12 protein-coding genes are annotated in these 14,929 nt (G+C 68.4%); 7 read left to right on the top strand and 5 right to left on the bottom strand.

Annotation, left to right across the window (positions count from 1 at the left end; genetic code table 11):
* Positions 1 to 134: 134 nt before the first annotated feature.
* The 6 genes from I2501_RS28070 to I2501_RS28045 all read left to right on the top strand — a co-directional run bounded on the left by I2501_RS28070 (position 135) and on the right by I2501_RS28045 (position 10,005).
* Complete coding sequence (locus tag I2501_RS28070; RefSeq protein ID WP_196197044.1) at positions 135 to 2,402, top strand: CRISPR-associated endonuclease Cas3''; 2,268 nt, start codon at positions 135 to 137, stop codon at positions 2,400 to 2,402.
* 394 nt (positions 2,403 to 2,796) lie between these two features.
* Positions 2,797 to 3,552 carry a type I-C CRISPR-associated protein Cas5c gene (cas5c, locus tag I2501_RS28065; RefSeq protein WP_196197043.1) on the top strand — a complete coding sequence of 252 codons (756 nt, stop codon included), beginning with the start codon at positions 2,797 to 2,799 and terminating at the stop codon, positions 3,550 to 3,552.
* A 3-nt stretch (positions 3,553 to 3,555) separates the two neighbouring features.
* Positions 3,556 to 5,367, top strand: coding sequence for a type I-C CRISPR-associated protein Cas8c/Csd1 (cas8c, locus tag I2501_RS28060; RefSeq protein WP_196197042.1), 1,812 nt, complete (start codon positions 3,556 to 3,558; stop codon positions 5,365 to 5,367).
* A 37-nt stretch (positions 5,368 to 5,404) separates the two neighbouring features.
* Entirely contained in the window at positions 5,405 to 6,298 is an 894-nt protein-coding gene (gene cas7c, locus I2501_RS28055; protein ID WP_328806683.1) for a type I-C CRISPR-associated protein Cas7/Csd2, read from the top strand.
* Between the two features lie 1,388 nt (positions 6,299 to 7,686).
* On the top strand, positions 7,687 to 8,805 hold the full coding sequence (locus I2501_RS28050) for a tyrosine-type recombinase/integrase (RefSeq protein ID WP_196197040.1): 1,119 nt from the start codon (positions 7,687 to 7,689) through the stop codon (positions 8,803 to 8,805).
* Between the two features lie 345 nt (positions 8,806 to 9,150).
* Positions 9,151 to 10,005 carry a hypothetical protein gene (locus I2501_RS28045; RefSeq protein WP_196197039.1) on the top strand — a complete coding sequence of 285 codons (855 nt, stop codon included), beginning with the start codon at positions 9,151 to 9,153 and terminating at the stop codon, positions 10,003 to 10,005.
* On the opposite strand, the gene I2501_RS28040 is transcribed toward I2501_RS28045, so the two are convergent.
* From I2501_RS28040 to I2501_RS28025, 4 genes are all read right to left on the bottom strand, one after another.
* Positions 9,986 to 10,834, bottom strand: coding sequence for an aldo/keto reductase (locus I2501_RS28040; protein ID WP_196197038.1), 849 nt, complete (start codon positions 10,832 to 10,834; stop codon positions 9,986 to 9,988). The two genes, I2501_RS28045 and I2501_RS28040, sit on opposite strands and share 20 nt — an antisense overlap.
* Complete coding sequence (locus I2501_RS28035; protein WP_196197037.1) at positions 10,756 to 11,967, bottom strand: JmjC domain-containing protein; 1,212 nt, start codon at positions 11,965 to 11,967, stop codon at positions 10,756 to 10,758. The genes I2501_RS28040 and I2501_RS28035 overlap by 79 nt, the downstream gene beginning before the upstream one ends.
* A 67-nt stretch (positions 11,968 to 12,034) precedes the next feature.
* Positions 12,035 to 12,187, bottom strand: a complete 153-nt coding sequence (locus tag I2501_RS28030) for a hypothetical protein (protein WP_196197036.1) — start codon at positions 12,185 to 12,187, stop codon at positions 12,035 to 12,037.
* Positions 12,188 to 12,345: 158 nt separating this feature from the next.
* Positions 12,346 to 12,591 carry a hypothetical protein gene (locus tag I2501_RS28025; protein ID WP_196197035.1) on the bottom strand — a complete coding sequence of 82 codons (246 nt, stop codon included), beginning with the start codon at positions 12,589 to 12,591 and terminating at the stop codon, positions 12,346 to 12,348.
* A 583-nt stretch (positions 12,592 to 13,174) separates the two neighbouring features.
* Here I2501_RS28025 and I2501_RS28020 point away from each other — a divergent pair.
* On the top strand, positions 13,175 to 14,299 hold the full coding sequence (locus tag I2501_RS28020; protein ID WP_236047313.1) for an XRE family transcriptional regulator: 1,125 nt from the start codon (positions 13,175 to 13,177) through the stop codon (positions 14,297 to 14,299).
* On the opposite strand, the gene cutA is transcribed toward I2501_RS28020, so the two are convergent.
* Positions 14,280 to 14,597, bottom strand: a complete 318-nt coding sequence (gene cutA / locus I2501_RS28015) for a divalent-cation tolerance protein CutA (protein WP_196197033.1) — start codon at positions 14,595 to 14,597, stop codon at positions 14,280 to 14,282. The two genes, I2501_RS28020 and cutA, sit on opposite strands and share 20 nt — an antisense overlap.
* Positions 14,598 to 14,929 lie beyond the last annotated feature (332 nt).

The following is a 14,929-nucleotide window of genomic DNA, read 5'->3' as shown; positions in this document are numbered from 1 at the left end:
GCAGCAGCCTCGTCTGGTCTTGGACGAGGTTTGGAATTTGGCTTCGGAGTGATGACTGTGCGGCGCTTTCACTTTGGGTTCTGTACTTGCCGAGGCCGAGGGTTTGTCGGTGCTGGCTCTTAGGGTTCGATCCCATGCTGAGCTTAGTGCCTGAGGGCGAGGCGGCGAGAGCCGCAGGGGTGTTGTGGGCTCATAGCCGGAGTCCGGTGTCGCGGCGACGGCACGCGTTGGAGGAGCACCTGCGAGGGTCGGCGGCGCTGGCCAGTGCGTTCGGGGAAGTGTTCGGGGCGGGGGAGCTGGCCGAGTACCTTGCGCTGGTGCATGACGTGGGCAAGGGGTCCTGTGCGTGGCAGTCGGGGCTCGTGGATCGGGCCGAGGCTGGCGGCGGCAGCGTGGGGGTTCCACACAAGGAGGCTGGGGCGTGGCTAGCGGCCCAGCATGCGGGGGTGCCGTTTGCGGCGGTCGTGCAGGGGCACCACGGCGGTCTGCCGGGGTTTCAGGAGCTGCTGGATCTGCTGGCGGAGCTGAAGGGTGGCAGCCATCAGGATCAGGGGCTGATCGAGGAGGCGATAACCAGGGTCGAGGCCCTGGTGCCTCAGATCCGACCCGCGGGCCGGGTTCCGCTTCCGAAGTGGCTCGTGGAGCGGAACCAGAATGCCCGCTTGGACTTGGACCTGCTGCTGCGCATGCTGTTCAGTTGCGTGGTCGACGCAGATTTCCTCGACACTGGTGCGCACTTCGCGGGCACCACTGCGAGTCCGGGCGAGTCGGCAGACATGCGTGCGCTCGTGGCGCGCTTCGAGGAGCGCCGTGGCCGCATGCTGCGGCAACGGGCAGCCTCCCCGGTCGACGCGGTGCGTCAGCACGTCTACGAGCAGGCGGTGACCGGGGCGGCCGACAAGCCGGGTATGTACGTGCTGCACGTGCCCACGGGCGGGGCCAAGACGCTCGCATCGGCGGGCTTCGCCCTGCACCACGCAGCTGCGCACGGGCTGCGACGGGTAGTGGTGGCGGTGCCGTTCGTCAGCATCACGCAGCAGAACGCGCAGGTGTACCGGGAGATGCTGAATCCGGGCGAGCTAGGCGAGTGGCCGGTGGTGCTGGAGCACCACAGCTCGGTCGACCTGGACGACGATTATACGGCGGTGTGGGCGCGCACGGCCGCGGAGAACTGGGATGCCCCGTTCGTTGTCACCACGACGGTCCAACTGTTCGAGTCGCTCTTCGCGCGTAAGCCGGCGGCGATGCGCAAGCTGCATCGTCTGGCTGGCGCGGTGATCGTGCTGGACGAAGTTCAGGCGCTGCCGGACCGGCTGCTCGTGCCGATCCTGAGCGGACTGCGAGGGCTGGTGGAACGCTTCGGCGCGACGGTGGTCCTGGCGTCCGCGACCCAGCCGGATTTCTGGGCACTGGCCCAGCTGGACGGGACCCCGCGTCGGCAGCTGGTTGCTGATCCGGCCCAGTTGTTCAGTGCGCTGCGCCGCGTGAGCTATGAGTGGCGCATGGGCCCCGATGTCACCTGGGAGTCGATGGCCGAGGAGATCGTCGGCAGCGGCGTCCAGACTCTGACGGTGGTGAACACCACCAAAGACGCGGCGCTGCTGCACAGGCTCCTGCAGGAGCACGCTTCGGGGCTGGTGCTGCACTTGTCGACCAGGATGACGGCGGGTCATAGGTGTGAGGCGATCGAGCAGGTCCGGGCGCTCCTTGCGTCTGGCGAGCACGTGCACGTCGTATCGACGCAGTTGATCGAGGCCGGAGTGGACGTGGACTTCCCGCGGGTGTTCCGGGCATGGGCTCCGGCGGAGTCTTTGCAGCAAGCCGCAGGACGCTGCAACCGGGATGGGCGCTTGGTGCGGGGCGTCGTGGTCGTCTTCCAGCCCCAGGAGGCCGGTCAGCCAACAGATGCCGCGTACAAGGCCGCGATGGCGGCGACGCAGGCACTATTCGGCCCTGGACTCCACGACCCCGACGACCTACAGGCGCTGGGCGCCTATTATCCGATGCGCTACGCCCTCCAGGGCGGCGGCGAAGCTAGAACGATGGGCGCCCCGATCGACGGACTCCGGGAGAAGGGGGAGTTCCCAGCGGTGACGGAGGCGTTCGCGATGATCGACGACGGGCACACGCAGCCGGTCGTCGTGATTCGCTGCGAAGAGGACCGCGAGGCGATCGAGGCCGGCATCGCGGCCCTGCGCTCCCCCTATCCGGCCGGACCCGAGTCGCTGCGCCGATTGCAGCCACACACGGCAGCCCTGCCCAGGCACGAAGCGGAACAGGCCCTGGCTTCTGGGCTGGCCGACCACGTGATCGGCGACCTGCTGGTGTGGCGCGGCCCCTACGACCCGCTGCGGGGCTTGGATCCGCAACAGCGGGAAGAGCCCGCTTCGTCCATTGTGTGACCTCCGGGCCGGGCGAGCTCTACGCTCGCCACAGGCCCCCTTGGGGTCCGTGGCGGGCGCACTGGCTGGAGCCTGGAGCCCGTGGATCGCAACTAAGGCGTTGGGATGCTCACGCCATGTCTATTGGGGCGGGCCGGAGGTGATCTCCGACCCGCCCCTTTTGATCACCTCTTGTCACTTGCGATCACTCGCCCCACTTTCTTCGCGTGACGGCGCATCATCGTCCTGTGTAATGGCCAACTCCCTAGAACGGAAGCTTCGGGGAGCTTCACGCAAGGCCTGTTGTGAACTGCCTTGTCAGTGGCGGGTCGTAGGGTCCCGCTAGCCGGGTTCGGTGGCGCAGCGTCGTGAACGAACGCATGGCCGCGCCCGACGGATGAGGAGGATGACAGTGATGACGACGCGCGTGGGTCCGGCGGGGACGGGGCGCAGCCTGGCAGAGCGACGCGGAAATCAGGGGTGGCTGTTCCCGGACCTCGTGGTGGAGGTTTCGGGTCCCCTGGGGTGCTTCACCCGCCCGGAGCTGAAGTCCGAGCGGGTCAGCTACCCGGTGATGACCCCGTCGGCTGCGGTGGGGGTGTTGGAGGCGATCTTCTGGAAGCCGCAGTTCAGGTATGTCGTGACGGCGATCGAGGTTCTCAAGCAGGTGCAATGGATGCAGCTGCGCCGCAATGAGGTGAAGTCGGTGATCTCGGCGAAGGAGGTCCGGGACCTCCAGGCGGATCCGCGCAAGCGTTACGACGTGGAGCTGGATCGGGACCAGCGCAACACCATGGCGTTGCGGGACGTGGCGTACCGAATCCGCGCCCAGATCGTCACCCTAGGGGATGCCGGCGCGCCGGAGGAGAAGTACCGCGAGCAGCTCCGCCGTCGAGTGGACCGCGGGGCGTGCTTCTCACAGCCGTTCCTGGGTTGCCGGGAGTTCACCGCCCAATTCGGTCCGGCGACACCGGGCCTGGCACCGATTGGTCGCAATGAGGAGCTGGGGGTGATGCTGCATTCGATCGCCTACACGCCACAGGGCGAGCGGTACCGCTGGTTCAGGGCTTCCCTGCGCGACGGCGTGCTGGTGGTTCCACGCAGCCCGCTGCCAGCGGACGCGGTCGCGATGCCGCAGGCGCCCTGGCGCGCCGACGGCCAGGAGCGGTGAGCGATGCTGCTCCAACGGCTCACTGAACAGGCCGACCGGCTGGAGGGACTACCGCCGGAGTTCTACCGGCCCCGGCAGATCCACTGGGTGTTGACGATCCTCGACGGGGGCGCCCGCGCACACCTGGCCAACCGCCGTCCGCCGAAGGGAACCAAAGAAGCACCCTTCGCCCCGCCGGTGCCGTTCGTGCAGCGATCAGGGACCAAGGTGCTGCCCTACCTCCTGGTCGACACAGCCGAGTTCGTCCTGGGGCGAGCGAAGCACGCCACCGCCCCCGACGGGCCCACTGAGAAAGGGCAGACCGAGGCCGAGCGCCGGCACACGGACTACCTGGCCTTGGTGCGCCGCTGGGCCGACAGTGCACCGAGTGACCCTGCGGCTGTGGCGTTGCTGGCGTTCCTCGGCGGCGGCATCGCGGACCTGCAGATGCCGGAGGACCTCGACGCCCGCGACACGATCGCGATCATGGTCGATAGCACGTGGCTGCACGACCTGCCGTCTGCCAAGGGCTTGTGGGCGCAGGTCGTGCGCGAGCGCAAGGGGGGCGCCGCCGAGCAAGGACTCTGCCTGGTCTGCGGCGAGTTGGGCAGTCTGCTGGCCACGATTCCCGAGCCGGTCAAGAAGGGCGCGATCCCGTCATCCAGCGGCGGTTCGAACGAGGCACAGCTGGTCAGCGTCAACACTGCCGCCCAAGGCCGGGGCGGCGCAATCCAATTGGTCAACACCCCCGTGTGCGACCGGTGCGGGGGCCGGTCCATGGCCGCGCTCAACCACCTACTCGCCAGCGACGCCCACCGGCGACGCTTCGCCGACGGCGTCATGGTCTGGTGGACACGCGAGCCTGTCGAGCAGCCGCTGATCGCGCTGCTGGACGACCCCGGTGCCGATCCCGCGACAGCGGCAGTAGTCGCCCACCTGATCGACGTCCTTCACGACCGGCCCACTCCGGCAGCACTACGACGGGTCAACGCGAACGACTTCTACGCCCTCACTCTGGGCCTGAACAACGCCCGCACAGTCATAAGAGAGTGGCTCGACATCCCCCTGGCCGAAGTGGAGGCCAACCTGGGCGCCTGGTTCGAGGACCACGGCGTCTTCGACGGCTGGGCTGGCACCATCCGCTACACCCCGCTCTGGCTGCTCGCACTCGCCACTGGCCGTCACAGCAGCGGCCAGTACGTCAAAGGCAACGCGCTGCACGGCATCGAGCGCGACCTGCTCCTCACCGCGCTGCGCGGAACCCCACCACCGGCTCGGCTGCTGCCGCACCTGCTCCAGCGCATCCGCGCCGACCGACGCATCGACACCCCGCGCATCGCCCTGCTGCACCTCGCCCTGTCCCGCCCCCATCACCGAACGGACCGCCCCGTGCCAAGCCTCGACCCGACCAGCACAGACCCCGCCTACCTATGCGGACGCACCTTCGCCGTCCTCGAAGCAATCCAGCGCACCGCCCTGCGCGATGTCAACACCACCATCAGCGACAAGTATTTCGGCACCGCCATGACCGCACCCGCCTCCGTCTTGGCCACCCTGCGCCGCGGCGCCAACGCCCACCTCAAGCGCCTGCGCCGCGACAATGCCCCCGCCTTCTACGCCCTGGAGACCCGCCTCGCGCAGGTCTTCGGCGCGTTCACCGACGACCCGCCCACCCACCTCACACCGGTACAGCAGGCCCGATTCGTCATCGGCTACGAGCAGCAGCGTGCCGCTGACCTCGCCGCCGCGAAGGCGGCAAAGGACGCCAGGGCAGCAAAGGGCTTCAGCAATGCGAATGACGCCCCCCAGGATGCCGCCGTCACCCGTGCGTCCTGACCGTTCCTCACCCCACCCGCTCTGGAGAGATGACACCGTGACGACCGGTATCCACCTGGACCCCACCCGCAAACACGACTTCCTGTTCCTCATCGAGGCCACCGACAGTAACCCCAACGGCGACCCTGACGCAGGCGGCATGCCCCGCACCGACCCCGTATCCGGTCAGGGCCTCATCACCGACGTCGCCATCAAGCGCAAGATCCGCAACACCGTAGCCCTGCTGAACGCGCACCAGCCCGAGCCCGGTTACGAGATCTACGTCGAAGCTGGCGTCGCCCTCAATGCTCAGCACGAGCGTGCCTACGCCGCCCGCGGTGACAAGGCCACCCAGGCCGACGCCCGCGCCTGGATGTGCCAGAACTTCTACGACGTACGCATGTTCGGTGCCGTTATGAGCACCGGCAAGAAGCCAGCAGGCCGAGTCCAGGGCCCCATGCAGATTGGCTTCTCCCGTTCCATCGACGCCATCACCCCCCTCGAAATCGGCATCACCCGCGTCACCCCCACCAAGCAGGAGGACGTCGACGCCTTCAACAACCCCACCGAGAACAAGAAGGGCAAGGAGACAGAGATGGGCACCAAACACATCGTCCCCTACGCCCTGTACTGCGGCACAGGCCACTTCAGCGCCCCCCTCGCCACCCGCACCGGCGTCACCACCAAGGACCTGGCGATCTTCTGGCGCGCCTTCCAGCTCATGTTCGAACACGACCGCGCCTCCGCCCGCGGCAGCCTCGCCCTGCGTGGCCTGTACATCTTCACCCATGACGATGCCTTCGGCCGAGCCCCGTCCCACAGTCTCTTCGACCGCATCGAGGTCAAGCAGCTCCACGACGCCACCGCCCGCTCCTTCACCGACTACGGCACGCCCGACATCGACGACACCGACCTGCCCGCCGGTGTCACCCTCACCCGCCTGATCGGGTGAGCCACACCCTCACCCCAAGGCAGGCAGGCCAACACCAAGTCCGACTGTCCTGGCAGGGCGGGCGGGGTGGGGCGGCCGAGGATCGCAACTTTGGTAACCACCAGGCCACCGCCGCCGGCCGGGAGGTGGCGGTCACCCTCCGGAGCGGCCGAGGATCGCAACCTCTTCGACCTCGCCGAGGAGCAGGCCGATCGGCTGTAGTGGTCGCCCTTCGGGGCGACCAAGGATCGTAACCCCTACGGCTGGTGCGCGCAGGTCTACCACTGGCCCGTGGCGGTCGTCCTCGAGAGCGACGGAGGAGCGCAACCCCTTCGGCCCATACCGCAACGGCGAGCCCGCGCTCGTGGCGGTCGCTCTCCTGGGCGATCGAGGATCGCAACGACGTGACGGCCCGGCAGTGGGTGATCGGCGGCGAGGTGGCGGTCACTCTCTGGGGCGGCCGAGGATCGCAACACTCTAAGTGGAGGCCCGCGCAGCAATCACCTGGCCGTGGCGGTCGACCTTCGGGGCGGCCGAGGATCGGAACTCTTCAACCGTGCGGTCCTTTGCCTGCTGGTGCCGCAGTGGCGGTCGCCCTTTGGGGCGGCCGAGGGGAGCAAGCCGAGGCCATACTGCAGCGGCAGAGATACGGTCAGGTGGCGGTTGCCCTCTGGAGCGGCCGAGGATCGCAACGCCTACACCGCCGTCGAGGTGCACCGCCTCGCCGAGTGGCGATCGTCCTCCGGGGCGGCCGAGGATCGCAATGAGCCGATGGCGACCGGGCCTGACAAGCCCCTTCGGTGGCGGTCGCCCTCTGGGGTGAACCGAGGATCGCAACCCAGTCGACCCTCGCGACGAGGATGCCCGCTAGCCGTGGCGGTCGCCCGCCGGGGCGACCGAGGATCACAACGCCGAGTCCGCCGCCGAGGCGGTGCAGACCACCATGGTGGCGGTCGCCCCCCCGAGGCGACTGAGGATCGAAGCGCCTTCGCGACGCGCAGCTCGGTCGCTGCCCGGTCCTGGCGGTTTCTCTCCGGGGCGACTGAGGGTCGCAACATCGTCAACACGGTCTACAACGACGGCATCGTCAAGTGGCGATCGTCCTCCGGGGCGACCGAGGACCGCAACTATACGAACTCGACCTGGTCGCCGACGGGGGCGGGCGCGGTGCTCGCCCTCCCCGGAGCCGGGCACCACAATGTCCGTTCCGTCAACGCTGATGTAGTTGCCTGGGTGGGCGACCTGGGACGGGGCCCGCCGTGGCGGTCATTCACATCATGAAATTTGACGCGCGATATCACTTACCCTAACTGTGCTTAGAGTAAGTGAGCTGACGTCCCGTCACTATGGGGCCGCCGCCAACTCCACCACCGTCGCCGGGCAGGTAGCTTGGCAACCGGGAGGCTCCGTTGACCGGGCTCGTTCCCCGCAGAACCGACTTCGAAGTCATCGACGCCGAGCCGCTGCTCGAAGACGACTCTTCGACCGCGGCCGACCCTAACCAAGAACTCACCCCAGAAGCCGCGGCCGCACTCACCCGGGCTGGCCGCGTCCGGACGAAGGACACCTACGAAGAGCGCTGGCGCGCCTTCGCACGCTGGTGCGCGGAGAAGGACCGCACGCCTGGGCCGCCCACCACCCAAGCGAACCTCACCAGCTATGTCCATCACCTGATCAACCAGACCGTGCCGAGCACTGGGCGGACCACCGACCCCAACACTGTCCGACTGGCCGTGGCTGCAATCCGGCACATCAACAAGAAGCGCCGCCAGGAGCCGCCCGACCAGGGCGAAGCGCTGATCCTCTTGGCCGACTACCGGCACGACTGGGCCGAGCAAGGCCTCAGCGATCGCTCATCCGCACCCATCGATCTCGACCGCCTCGCCCCCATGATCGCCGCCTGCCGCACCGACATCCCGACCGGCCTCCGCGACCGCGTCATCCTCTGCCTCGGCTACCAGATGCGCGCCCGCCGCAGCGAACTCGCCAAGCTGAAGCTCCACCATCTGCACTTCGCCAGCCTCACCCTCCTGATCGCCCGAAAAGCTACTTCCAAGGCTGACAAGACATCGCAGGGCAAGAACTACGAGATCGACGACCCCGTGACCATTGCCGCCGTACGTGCCTGGATTGACGTCCTGGCCGAGCACGGCCAGGCAGACCTGACCCTGCCCTTGCTCCGCCGAGTGGATCAGTGGGGCAACATAGCTCCGATCAGCTCCAAGGGCTGGGGCCTCACCCCGCACTCGATCAACACGATCGTCAAGAGCATCGCCCATGCGGCAGGCATCGACGACGCCGAAGAGATCACCTCACATGGCCTGCGGGCCGGGGCGCCCACCGACCTCGGCAAGCGGGGCTACTCTGCCGCCGAGATCAGGGACATGACCGGCGACTGGTCCAGCACCGAAATGGTCGAGAAGTACCGGAAGATCGGCCGACACCGGGCCGGGGTCCGCTCTGACCAAGGTGCCCTCATAAGCGCCCTCAGCATGCTCCGCATCAGTGGACAGCAGAGTGATCCATAAAGAAGACCGCGGCGACGGCACGGAGCCCAGGTCTCCAGCGGCCTTGGAACCTGGGTACGACCCGGAGGTGGACCAGCAGGTGGTTGTGCACGTGAGCCAGGCACAGGACACGGACCCGGAAACGCCAGGCCAGCACGAGATTTGGACGTAGTCCATCGCTGTCACGGTGCCGGTGACGATCGCAACTCTTGCGACGCCCGGCCGACATTGCTGGCTGAGAGGGCGCGTCTCGGGTCAGTCCACCTGACTGGCGGCGGTCTCGGCATCGCTCGGACGGGGGACGGGTTTTGCCGGTTTGGCATCTCGGCGGTTGTTAGCGTTTTGGTACCTCTTCAAGGAGTCGAAATGTCACTCTCAACTGCCCGGGTGGATCTTCGCGTTGAGAGCGTTGACGACGTGCTGACGCGTGTGGAGCACGCGTTCGGCGCATCCTTGGAGCGCGACACGCTGGTACGTAAGCGGCGCACGATCGGCGCCCGGACCGACCGAGGCACGTGGGTGCGGGTCGAGCGGCGCGGGCTGGACAGGATCGACGCCCGGGGGTGGAACGGTGCGGAGGCCGCTGGACTGTTGGAAGGTGTGGTCAGGCCGGAGTGGTACGGGTGCGTGGTCTGGCGGGACCAGGATGCTCCGGTGATGTGGCGCGCGGATGAGACCTCCCTTCTGCCTGCTCCACCGATCGGGTCGAGCGTCCTCGCCAAAGACCCTGGGCTGTCCGATGCCTGGTGGGAGCAGCTGAACGCCTCCCTGGACGCGCTGGCCGGGCAGGAGACCGTGCGCACGGCGACCCCGGACACGGTGACCATCACGCAGGAGTTGGTGACGGAGACGATCCGCTCGGTGTTCGGCGGGGGGTTCGACACCACGGTGGCGTCGTGGGTTCCCGCGCACGCTGATCTGAACTGGGCGAACATGACCGCCCCGGTGTTCTGCCTGTTCGATTGGGAGGACTGGGGCAACGCCCCCCGAGGGTTGGATGCCGCGTCGCTGTGGGGGAATTCGCTCGCCGTCCCCGAGCTCGCGGAACGGGTGCTCCAAGAGCGGGCCGCCGACTTCGAGTGCCGGGACGGCAAGCTGATGACGCTGTTCGTCTGCGCGAAGATCACCGGACCGCACGCTCTGCCGGATGATCCGCGGTTGGACGCTGCCGCTCGCATGGCGGACCGGATCGTCGCCGACATCAGGAACGGCGCTCGTTGATGACGGCGCGGTAGTTCGACAGCCGCGCCTGGTCGAGGCGGAGGGTTACCGCGTCAGCCAGTTCCTTCAGGTGGTGGACGTTGCCGGTGCCGACAGCGACTCGGGCGACGGCTGGCACTTCGAATGCCACGCGTAGCGCGGCCTGGAGGTTGCTCGCTTCTTGGTCGCGGTCGAGGAACATCGTGGCGTCGAAGACGTTCCAGATCCGGTGCTGGCCGTCCCCGCCGAAGGGGCTCATGCCCCATCGTCCTTCGGGCTCGATCCGGAGGGCGGCGGCGAGTTCTTCGCCGGCACGCAGCGTCGCCGCGTCGACCAGGAGCCCGGCCCGGGTCATCAGGACGTCGGGCTTCGCCGTGTCGGGGCCGACGGCGGACAGGAGCGGGAGCGGCTTCCAAGTGGACAGTCCCCACTGCCCGCACAGCCCGTCCTCCGCAGCCTGGGCCAGGGCTCCGAAAGCCTCCGCGAGGACTTCTCTGGCCTTGTCCGTCGGGGGGTGTGCCAGGGAGCTTTCCGGGTTGTGGAGGAGCAGAACGTCCGGGGCCCGTTCGAGGTCTTCGGCGGTCTGCTCGGCGGCTTCCCGGAGCCGGTCGGGTTCGAGCGAGTGATGCGCCTGCTTGTCGCGGGGGAAGAATCCGATCTTCGTGGAGATCGTGAACTGCGGAAGGAGATCGCCGGCGACCTGGGCGAGGGTGCGGTGGGAGGCGAAGTCGAGGTAGTTGAAGCTGGTGTCCAGGGCCCGGATGCCGAGGTTCAGTGCGCCTTCGAGTAGGTCGCGGCGGTGCTCAGCTCGGTATAGCCCGAGGACAACTCCGAGGTCAGGGCGGTGCAAATTTCCTCCTTGATCAGGATCTCGGCCAGGCGGGCGACGTCCACGCCCGTGTCGGGGGCGGCGGTGGCGATGTCGACCGGGTGGCCGCTGAGCAGGAGACGCAGAGCTGGCAGCGCCTTCGCGGCGAAGGTCAGCTTCTTGCCCGAGGCGATCACGTCGACGGTGTGCCCGATGGTGTTGATGACCGGTTCGAATTCGCTGACGCACACCACGGTGTGGGGCTCGCCGAAGATGCCGAGGTGCGGCACGTGGCGGGCTGCGGAGCGCTCGCGCTCGCGGGCGGCCAGGAATTCGGCCGGCGGCATCGCCGAGGCGAGATCCGCGAGGGCCTGGACCAGGTGCTCCTGCTGGCCGCCCCACTCCCAGTGGTTCAGGTCGGCACGGAACGCCTCGTCGGCGCGGCACTGATCGGCCAGCCACGCGGCCCAGTTCACTCCGGCGCGCTTCACGATGCCGAAGGTGGCGTGGAGGCTGTAGCCGTCGCCCTGGTCGCTGCGGGTGGCCTGGTGCCAGAAGCCGCGGGGGATGTGCATCACGTCCCCGGCCCGCATGCTGCCCTGCCACACGATATCCTCGCTGGGTTCGGTGTTCGGGGCGCCGTCGCGGTACATCGGCACCCGGCGGGACGCCCCGCGGACCTCCCAGCTCTTCTCGCCCGCGAGCTGGACGATCAGGACGTCGTGGTCGTCCCAGTGCAGCTTGAACCCGGAGGCGTCCTGCGTGGTCAGGTAGGCGTTCACCTGCACCAGTTCATGGGACCACCACTGAAGTGCCCGGCAGACGACCTCCATGACCGGGTCGAAGAAGTCGATCTCATCGAGCACCAGCGTGCAGCCGGACCCCAGGAGCGTGCCCACGCGGCGCATGTCGGCCATCGGGATGGCCTGCCCCCGCCGGGTGACCGCCGGGTTGATGTAGCGGCCCGGGTGCATCTCAGATCCCTCGTGGAAGATCCGGAACTGCGGCGTGGTCAGGCTGCGGCGCATGACCAGGTCGAGCAGCTTGTTCGGCGTCAGCAGCCGGGCCAGGAAATCCGGCTCGTCGAGCGTGCCGCGGGCGAACGCCGTGCCGAGAGCTGCGGGGCCGTCCCAGCCCAGCGCCTTTTCCACGCCGCGAACGAACAGGTGGTCCATCGGGTACCTCCGTGTGGTCGGTGCGGGACTCGGGCGGGGGACCGAGTGGCCCCCCGCCCGGCGGCGGCTACTCCTGCGGGAGGTTCAGGCCGTCGCGGTTGTCGCCGTCGTCACCGGCAGAGGTCCCGGTGGGGTCCGACTCGGCGGCGTCGGCGGTGAAGCGGTCCTGGACGGTGACCAGGTTCTCCACGCCGATCAGCAGGTCGTCGTGCTGTGCCATGTCGATCACTCCTTGTGGAGGGGTGGGCATGAACCGACCGGACCGGCGGTCCGGCCGTCGTGTCCTCCCCGCCGAGCGATGTCCGGGTCCGGGCTCGGCGGGGAGGAGAGGAGGGGGCGGCGACCGCTGCCACGGGGACGCGGACGGCCGCCGCCGGTCTATCGGCCTCCCGGCCGGGCGGTGGCCCCAGAGCAGTGCGGGCACGCACACGGCGGGAACGCGAGGGCCTGGGTCGAGTCGCCCGTTCGGGCGCTGACCTCGCGGCGGGAGACCTCGGCCCAGGTGCCGGCCGCGTCCTGCCTCCGCACCGTCAGCGTCATCGTGTGCGCACGGTAGGGCAGCGGCAGCCTCCCGGCGACGGCGAGAAGATCCGCAGGGATCCAGTCGCCGAGGGCGGTGCTCATCGTGACCTCCCGTGCACGGCTTCACGGGTATGGCGCTGCTTCGTCCATACGGAGGCCCGAGCGACGCCCACCAGGAATTCAGCGCGGTGGGTACACCACCGCAGGTCCGGCTCGCGGATCACCGGGTGTTCACTGCCGGGATCGATCGAGCAAGCACCGAAGTTCGGGTAGGCAGGGGCCGATCTCGCAGTGACGGAGACGTGTCCGCTGATCTGCGGGACGCGGACAGGCAGGGCAGTGGCCAAGGTCATCTCCTCCGGCGTCGGCTGGTGCCGTCAGGAGGGCGACCTTGTCAGGGAGTCGTCCGGGCGGCTGTAGCCAGTGAACGCGCGATTACGCAAGGTGGGATCTGCCACGGAGATCTGCCATCCTGGCCGAGTAGCTGGCAGATTGACGGGGAGTCAAACCTGTGCCTCAGCGAAACAGTGCGGGGATCGGCCCAGCCATCCGGAAGGCCCGCAAGACGCGCGGGCTCACCCAGCAGGCGTTAGCTGACCTGCTGAATCAGGCATCCGGATGGGGAACGTGCACGGCGAACGACGTGTACCGGTGGGAGACAGCAAGGCGGCAACCGGGGCCGTGGATGCCCTATCTGCTCGACGTACTCGAACTTGACGTCGCCGCCGCGACGGTCGCGCCATCGGGCACACTGCGGACAACACCCCAGGTGATCACGCAACCGCCCGCGCCGTCCGTCAAGCCCGTGGAGACCGATCCCGTGAATCGTCGCCAGTTCCTCTCCGCCGCTGCCACATCCACCGGGACCACGCTGCTGCCCGCCGCTACGCCGTATCTGGAATCCGGTCGCCGGATCGGCGCGGACGTGCCGCGGCAACTTCAGCAACGGACAGCACGGCTGCGACGTCTGGACGACTTCATGGGCGGCGGCGATACCTACGCGACCTACGCCAACGAGCTCGATGCGACCGTGGAACTCGTCGACCAGGGCGTGTACGGCGACACGACCGGCCGTGCCCTGCGGGCGGTCCTGGCCGAGCAGGCACAGCTGGCTGGATGGGCGGCGTTCGACACCGGCCGCTACACCGAGGCTTACCGGCACTACATGGCCGCGCTGGGAGCCTCGAAGGAATCCGGGGACCGGTCGCTCGCGGGTAACAGCCTGGCGTTCCTCGCCTACCTGGAATGGGCGCGGGGCGGCAACGGGGTCGAGCTGGCCACGGCGGCGTGCGAGACAGCCGGGCGTGACGCGCCCCCCGCGGTGCGGGCCCTGCTGTGGGACCGCTTGGCGTGGCAGCATGCCACGGTCGGCAATGCCCGGGATGCGGACGGGGCACTCGCGGTTGCCGAGGAAGCCGTCCAGGAGGAGACAGACCGGCCGGAGCCGGATTGGGTGTACTGGGTCGACACGGACGAGATCGCCATCATGACGGGGCGCTGCTGGGCGGAGCTGCACCGGCCGCTACGGGCCATCCCCGCGCTGGAGGGGGCGCTGTCCCGCTACGACGACACCCGTGCCCGTGACAAGGCGCTCTACCTGTCGTGGCTGGCGTCGGCCTACTTGGACGCCGGAGAGGTCGAGCACGCTGCCGCGATCACCGGCAACGTCCTCGACCTCTCCCAAGGCCTCGCGTCAACGCGCCCCGCAGGGCGGTCCCGCATCCTCCTCCAGCGCCTTCAGCCTCACCGTTCCGTTCCGGCCGTGTCGGAACTCCTGGAGCGGGCACCGGTCAGCGTGTTGCCCGCGTGATCCACTCCAGGTAGGCCGAAGGGGCAGCCACGATGGGCAGCGCGATCACCTCCGGCGAGTCATAGGGGTGCTGCTCAATCAGATGAGCCTCCAGCTCCGGGTACCGGTCCTGGGGAGCACGGAAGGCGATTTGCCACTCGGTGCCTTCACAGACCTCGCCCAGGTGCCGGTACGTCGTCTCAATTGGGCCGGACACCTGGCCGGACGCGGCGAACCCCGCCTCGACAGCGGACCGGGACAGCTTCGCCGCAGCGTCAGCACTCGGCACGGTGGTGAGGACCAGAACATAGTCAGCCATGCCCGCCAGCCTAGGCGCCCATGGCCCCGCAGGTAGGGATGTTCTTCAGTCCGAGGGCAGGCGCCTTTCTGTGGGCAACGCCCCCTCGGCATTGGTTCCCACGCACAACTCCGGCGTGACAGCGATCGGCTGGTTTGTCGAAGCAGGCAGCGACCGTCCGGAATTGCTCAAGGCGAGGGAAGTATCGCTTGACCACGTTGAGGTTTCGTTCGGTCTCCTTGTCGTAAGCGGGCGGCTGGCCCACGAGGCGCTCGCGGCGGCGGTTAGCGTTTGATTGCGTCGTTCGGGGATCGTGGCGGCGATGCTCTCGGGGTGATGAGGCTTGCCGGAAC

This window comes from Streptacidiphilus fuscans, assembly GCF_015690355.1.
Lineage (GTDB): Bacteria > Actinomycetota > Actinomycetes > Streptomycetales > Streptomycetaceae > Streptacidiphilus > Streptacidiphilus fuscans.
The sequence above is the reverse complement of the archived record's forward strand: the minus strand, read 5'-3'. Positions and strand labels throughout refer to the sequence as shown.

Bases quoted from the DNA above. Each gene is read 5' to 3' on its own strand.
- I2501_RS28030 (WP_196197036.1), bottom strand. From the start codon at position 12,187: ATGGCACAGCACGACGACCTGCTGATCGGCGTGGAGAACCTGGTCACC.
- I2501_RS28070 (WP_196197044.1), top strand. From the start codon at position 135: ATGCTGAGCTTAGTGCCTGAGGGCGAGGCGGCGAGAGCCGCAGGGGTG.
- I2501_RS28035 (WP_196197037.1), bottom strand. From the start codon at position 11,967: ATGGACCACCTGTTCGTTCGCGGCGTGGAAAAGGCGCTGGGCTGGGAC.
- cas5c (WP_196197043.1), top strand. From the start codon at position 2,797: ATGACGACGCGCGTGGGTCCGGCGGGGACGGGGCGCAGCCTGGCAGAG.
- I2501_RS28045 (WP_196197039.1), top strand. From the start codon at position 9,151: ATGTCACTCTCAACTGCCCGGGTGGATCTTCGCGTTGAGAGCGTTGAC.
- cutA (WP_196197033.1), bottom strand. From the start codon at position 14,597: ATGGCTGACTATGTTCTGGTCCTCACCACCGTGCCGAGTGCTGACGCT.
- I2501_RS28020 (WP_236047313.1), top strand. From the start codon at position 13,175: ATGCCCTATCTGCTCGACGTACTCGAACTTGACGTCGCCGCCGCGACG.
- cas8c (WP_196197042.1), top strand. From the start codon at position 3,556: ATGCTGCTCCAACGGCTCACTGAACAGGCCGACCGGCTGGAGGGACTA.
- I2501_RS28025 (WP_196197035.1), bottom strand. From the start codon at position 12,591: ATGAGCACCGCCCTCGGCGACTGGATCCCTGCGGATCTTCTCGCCGTC.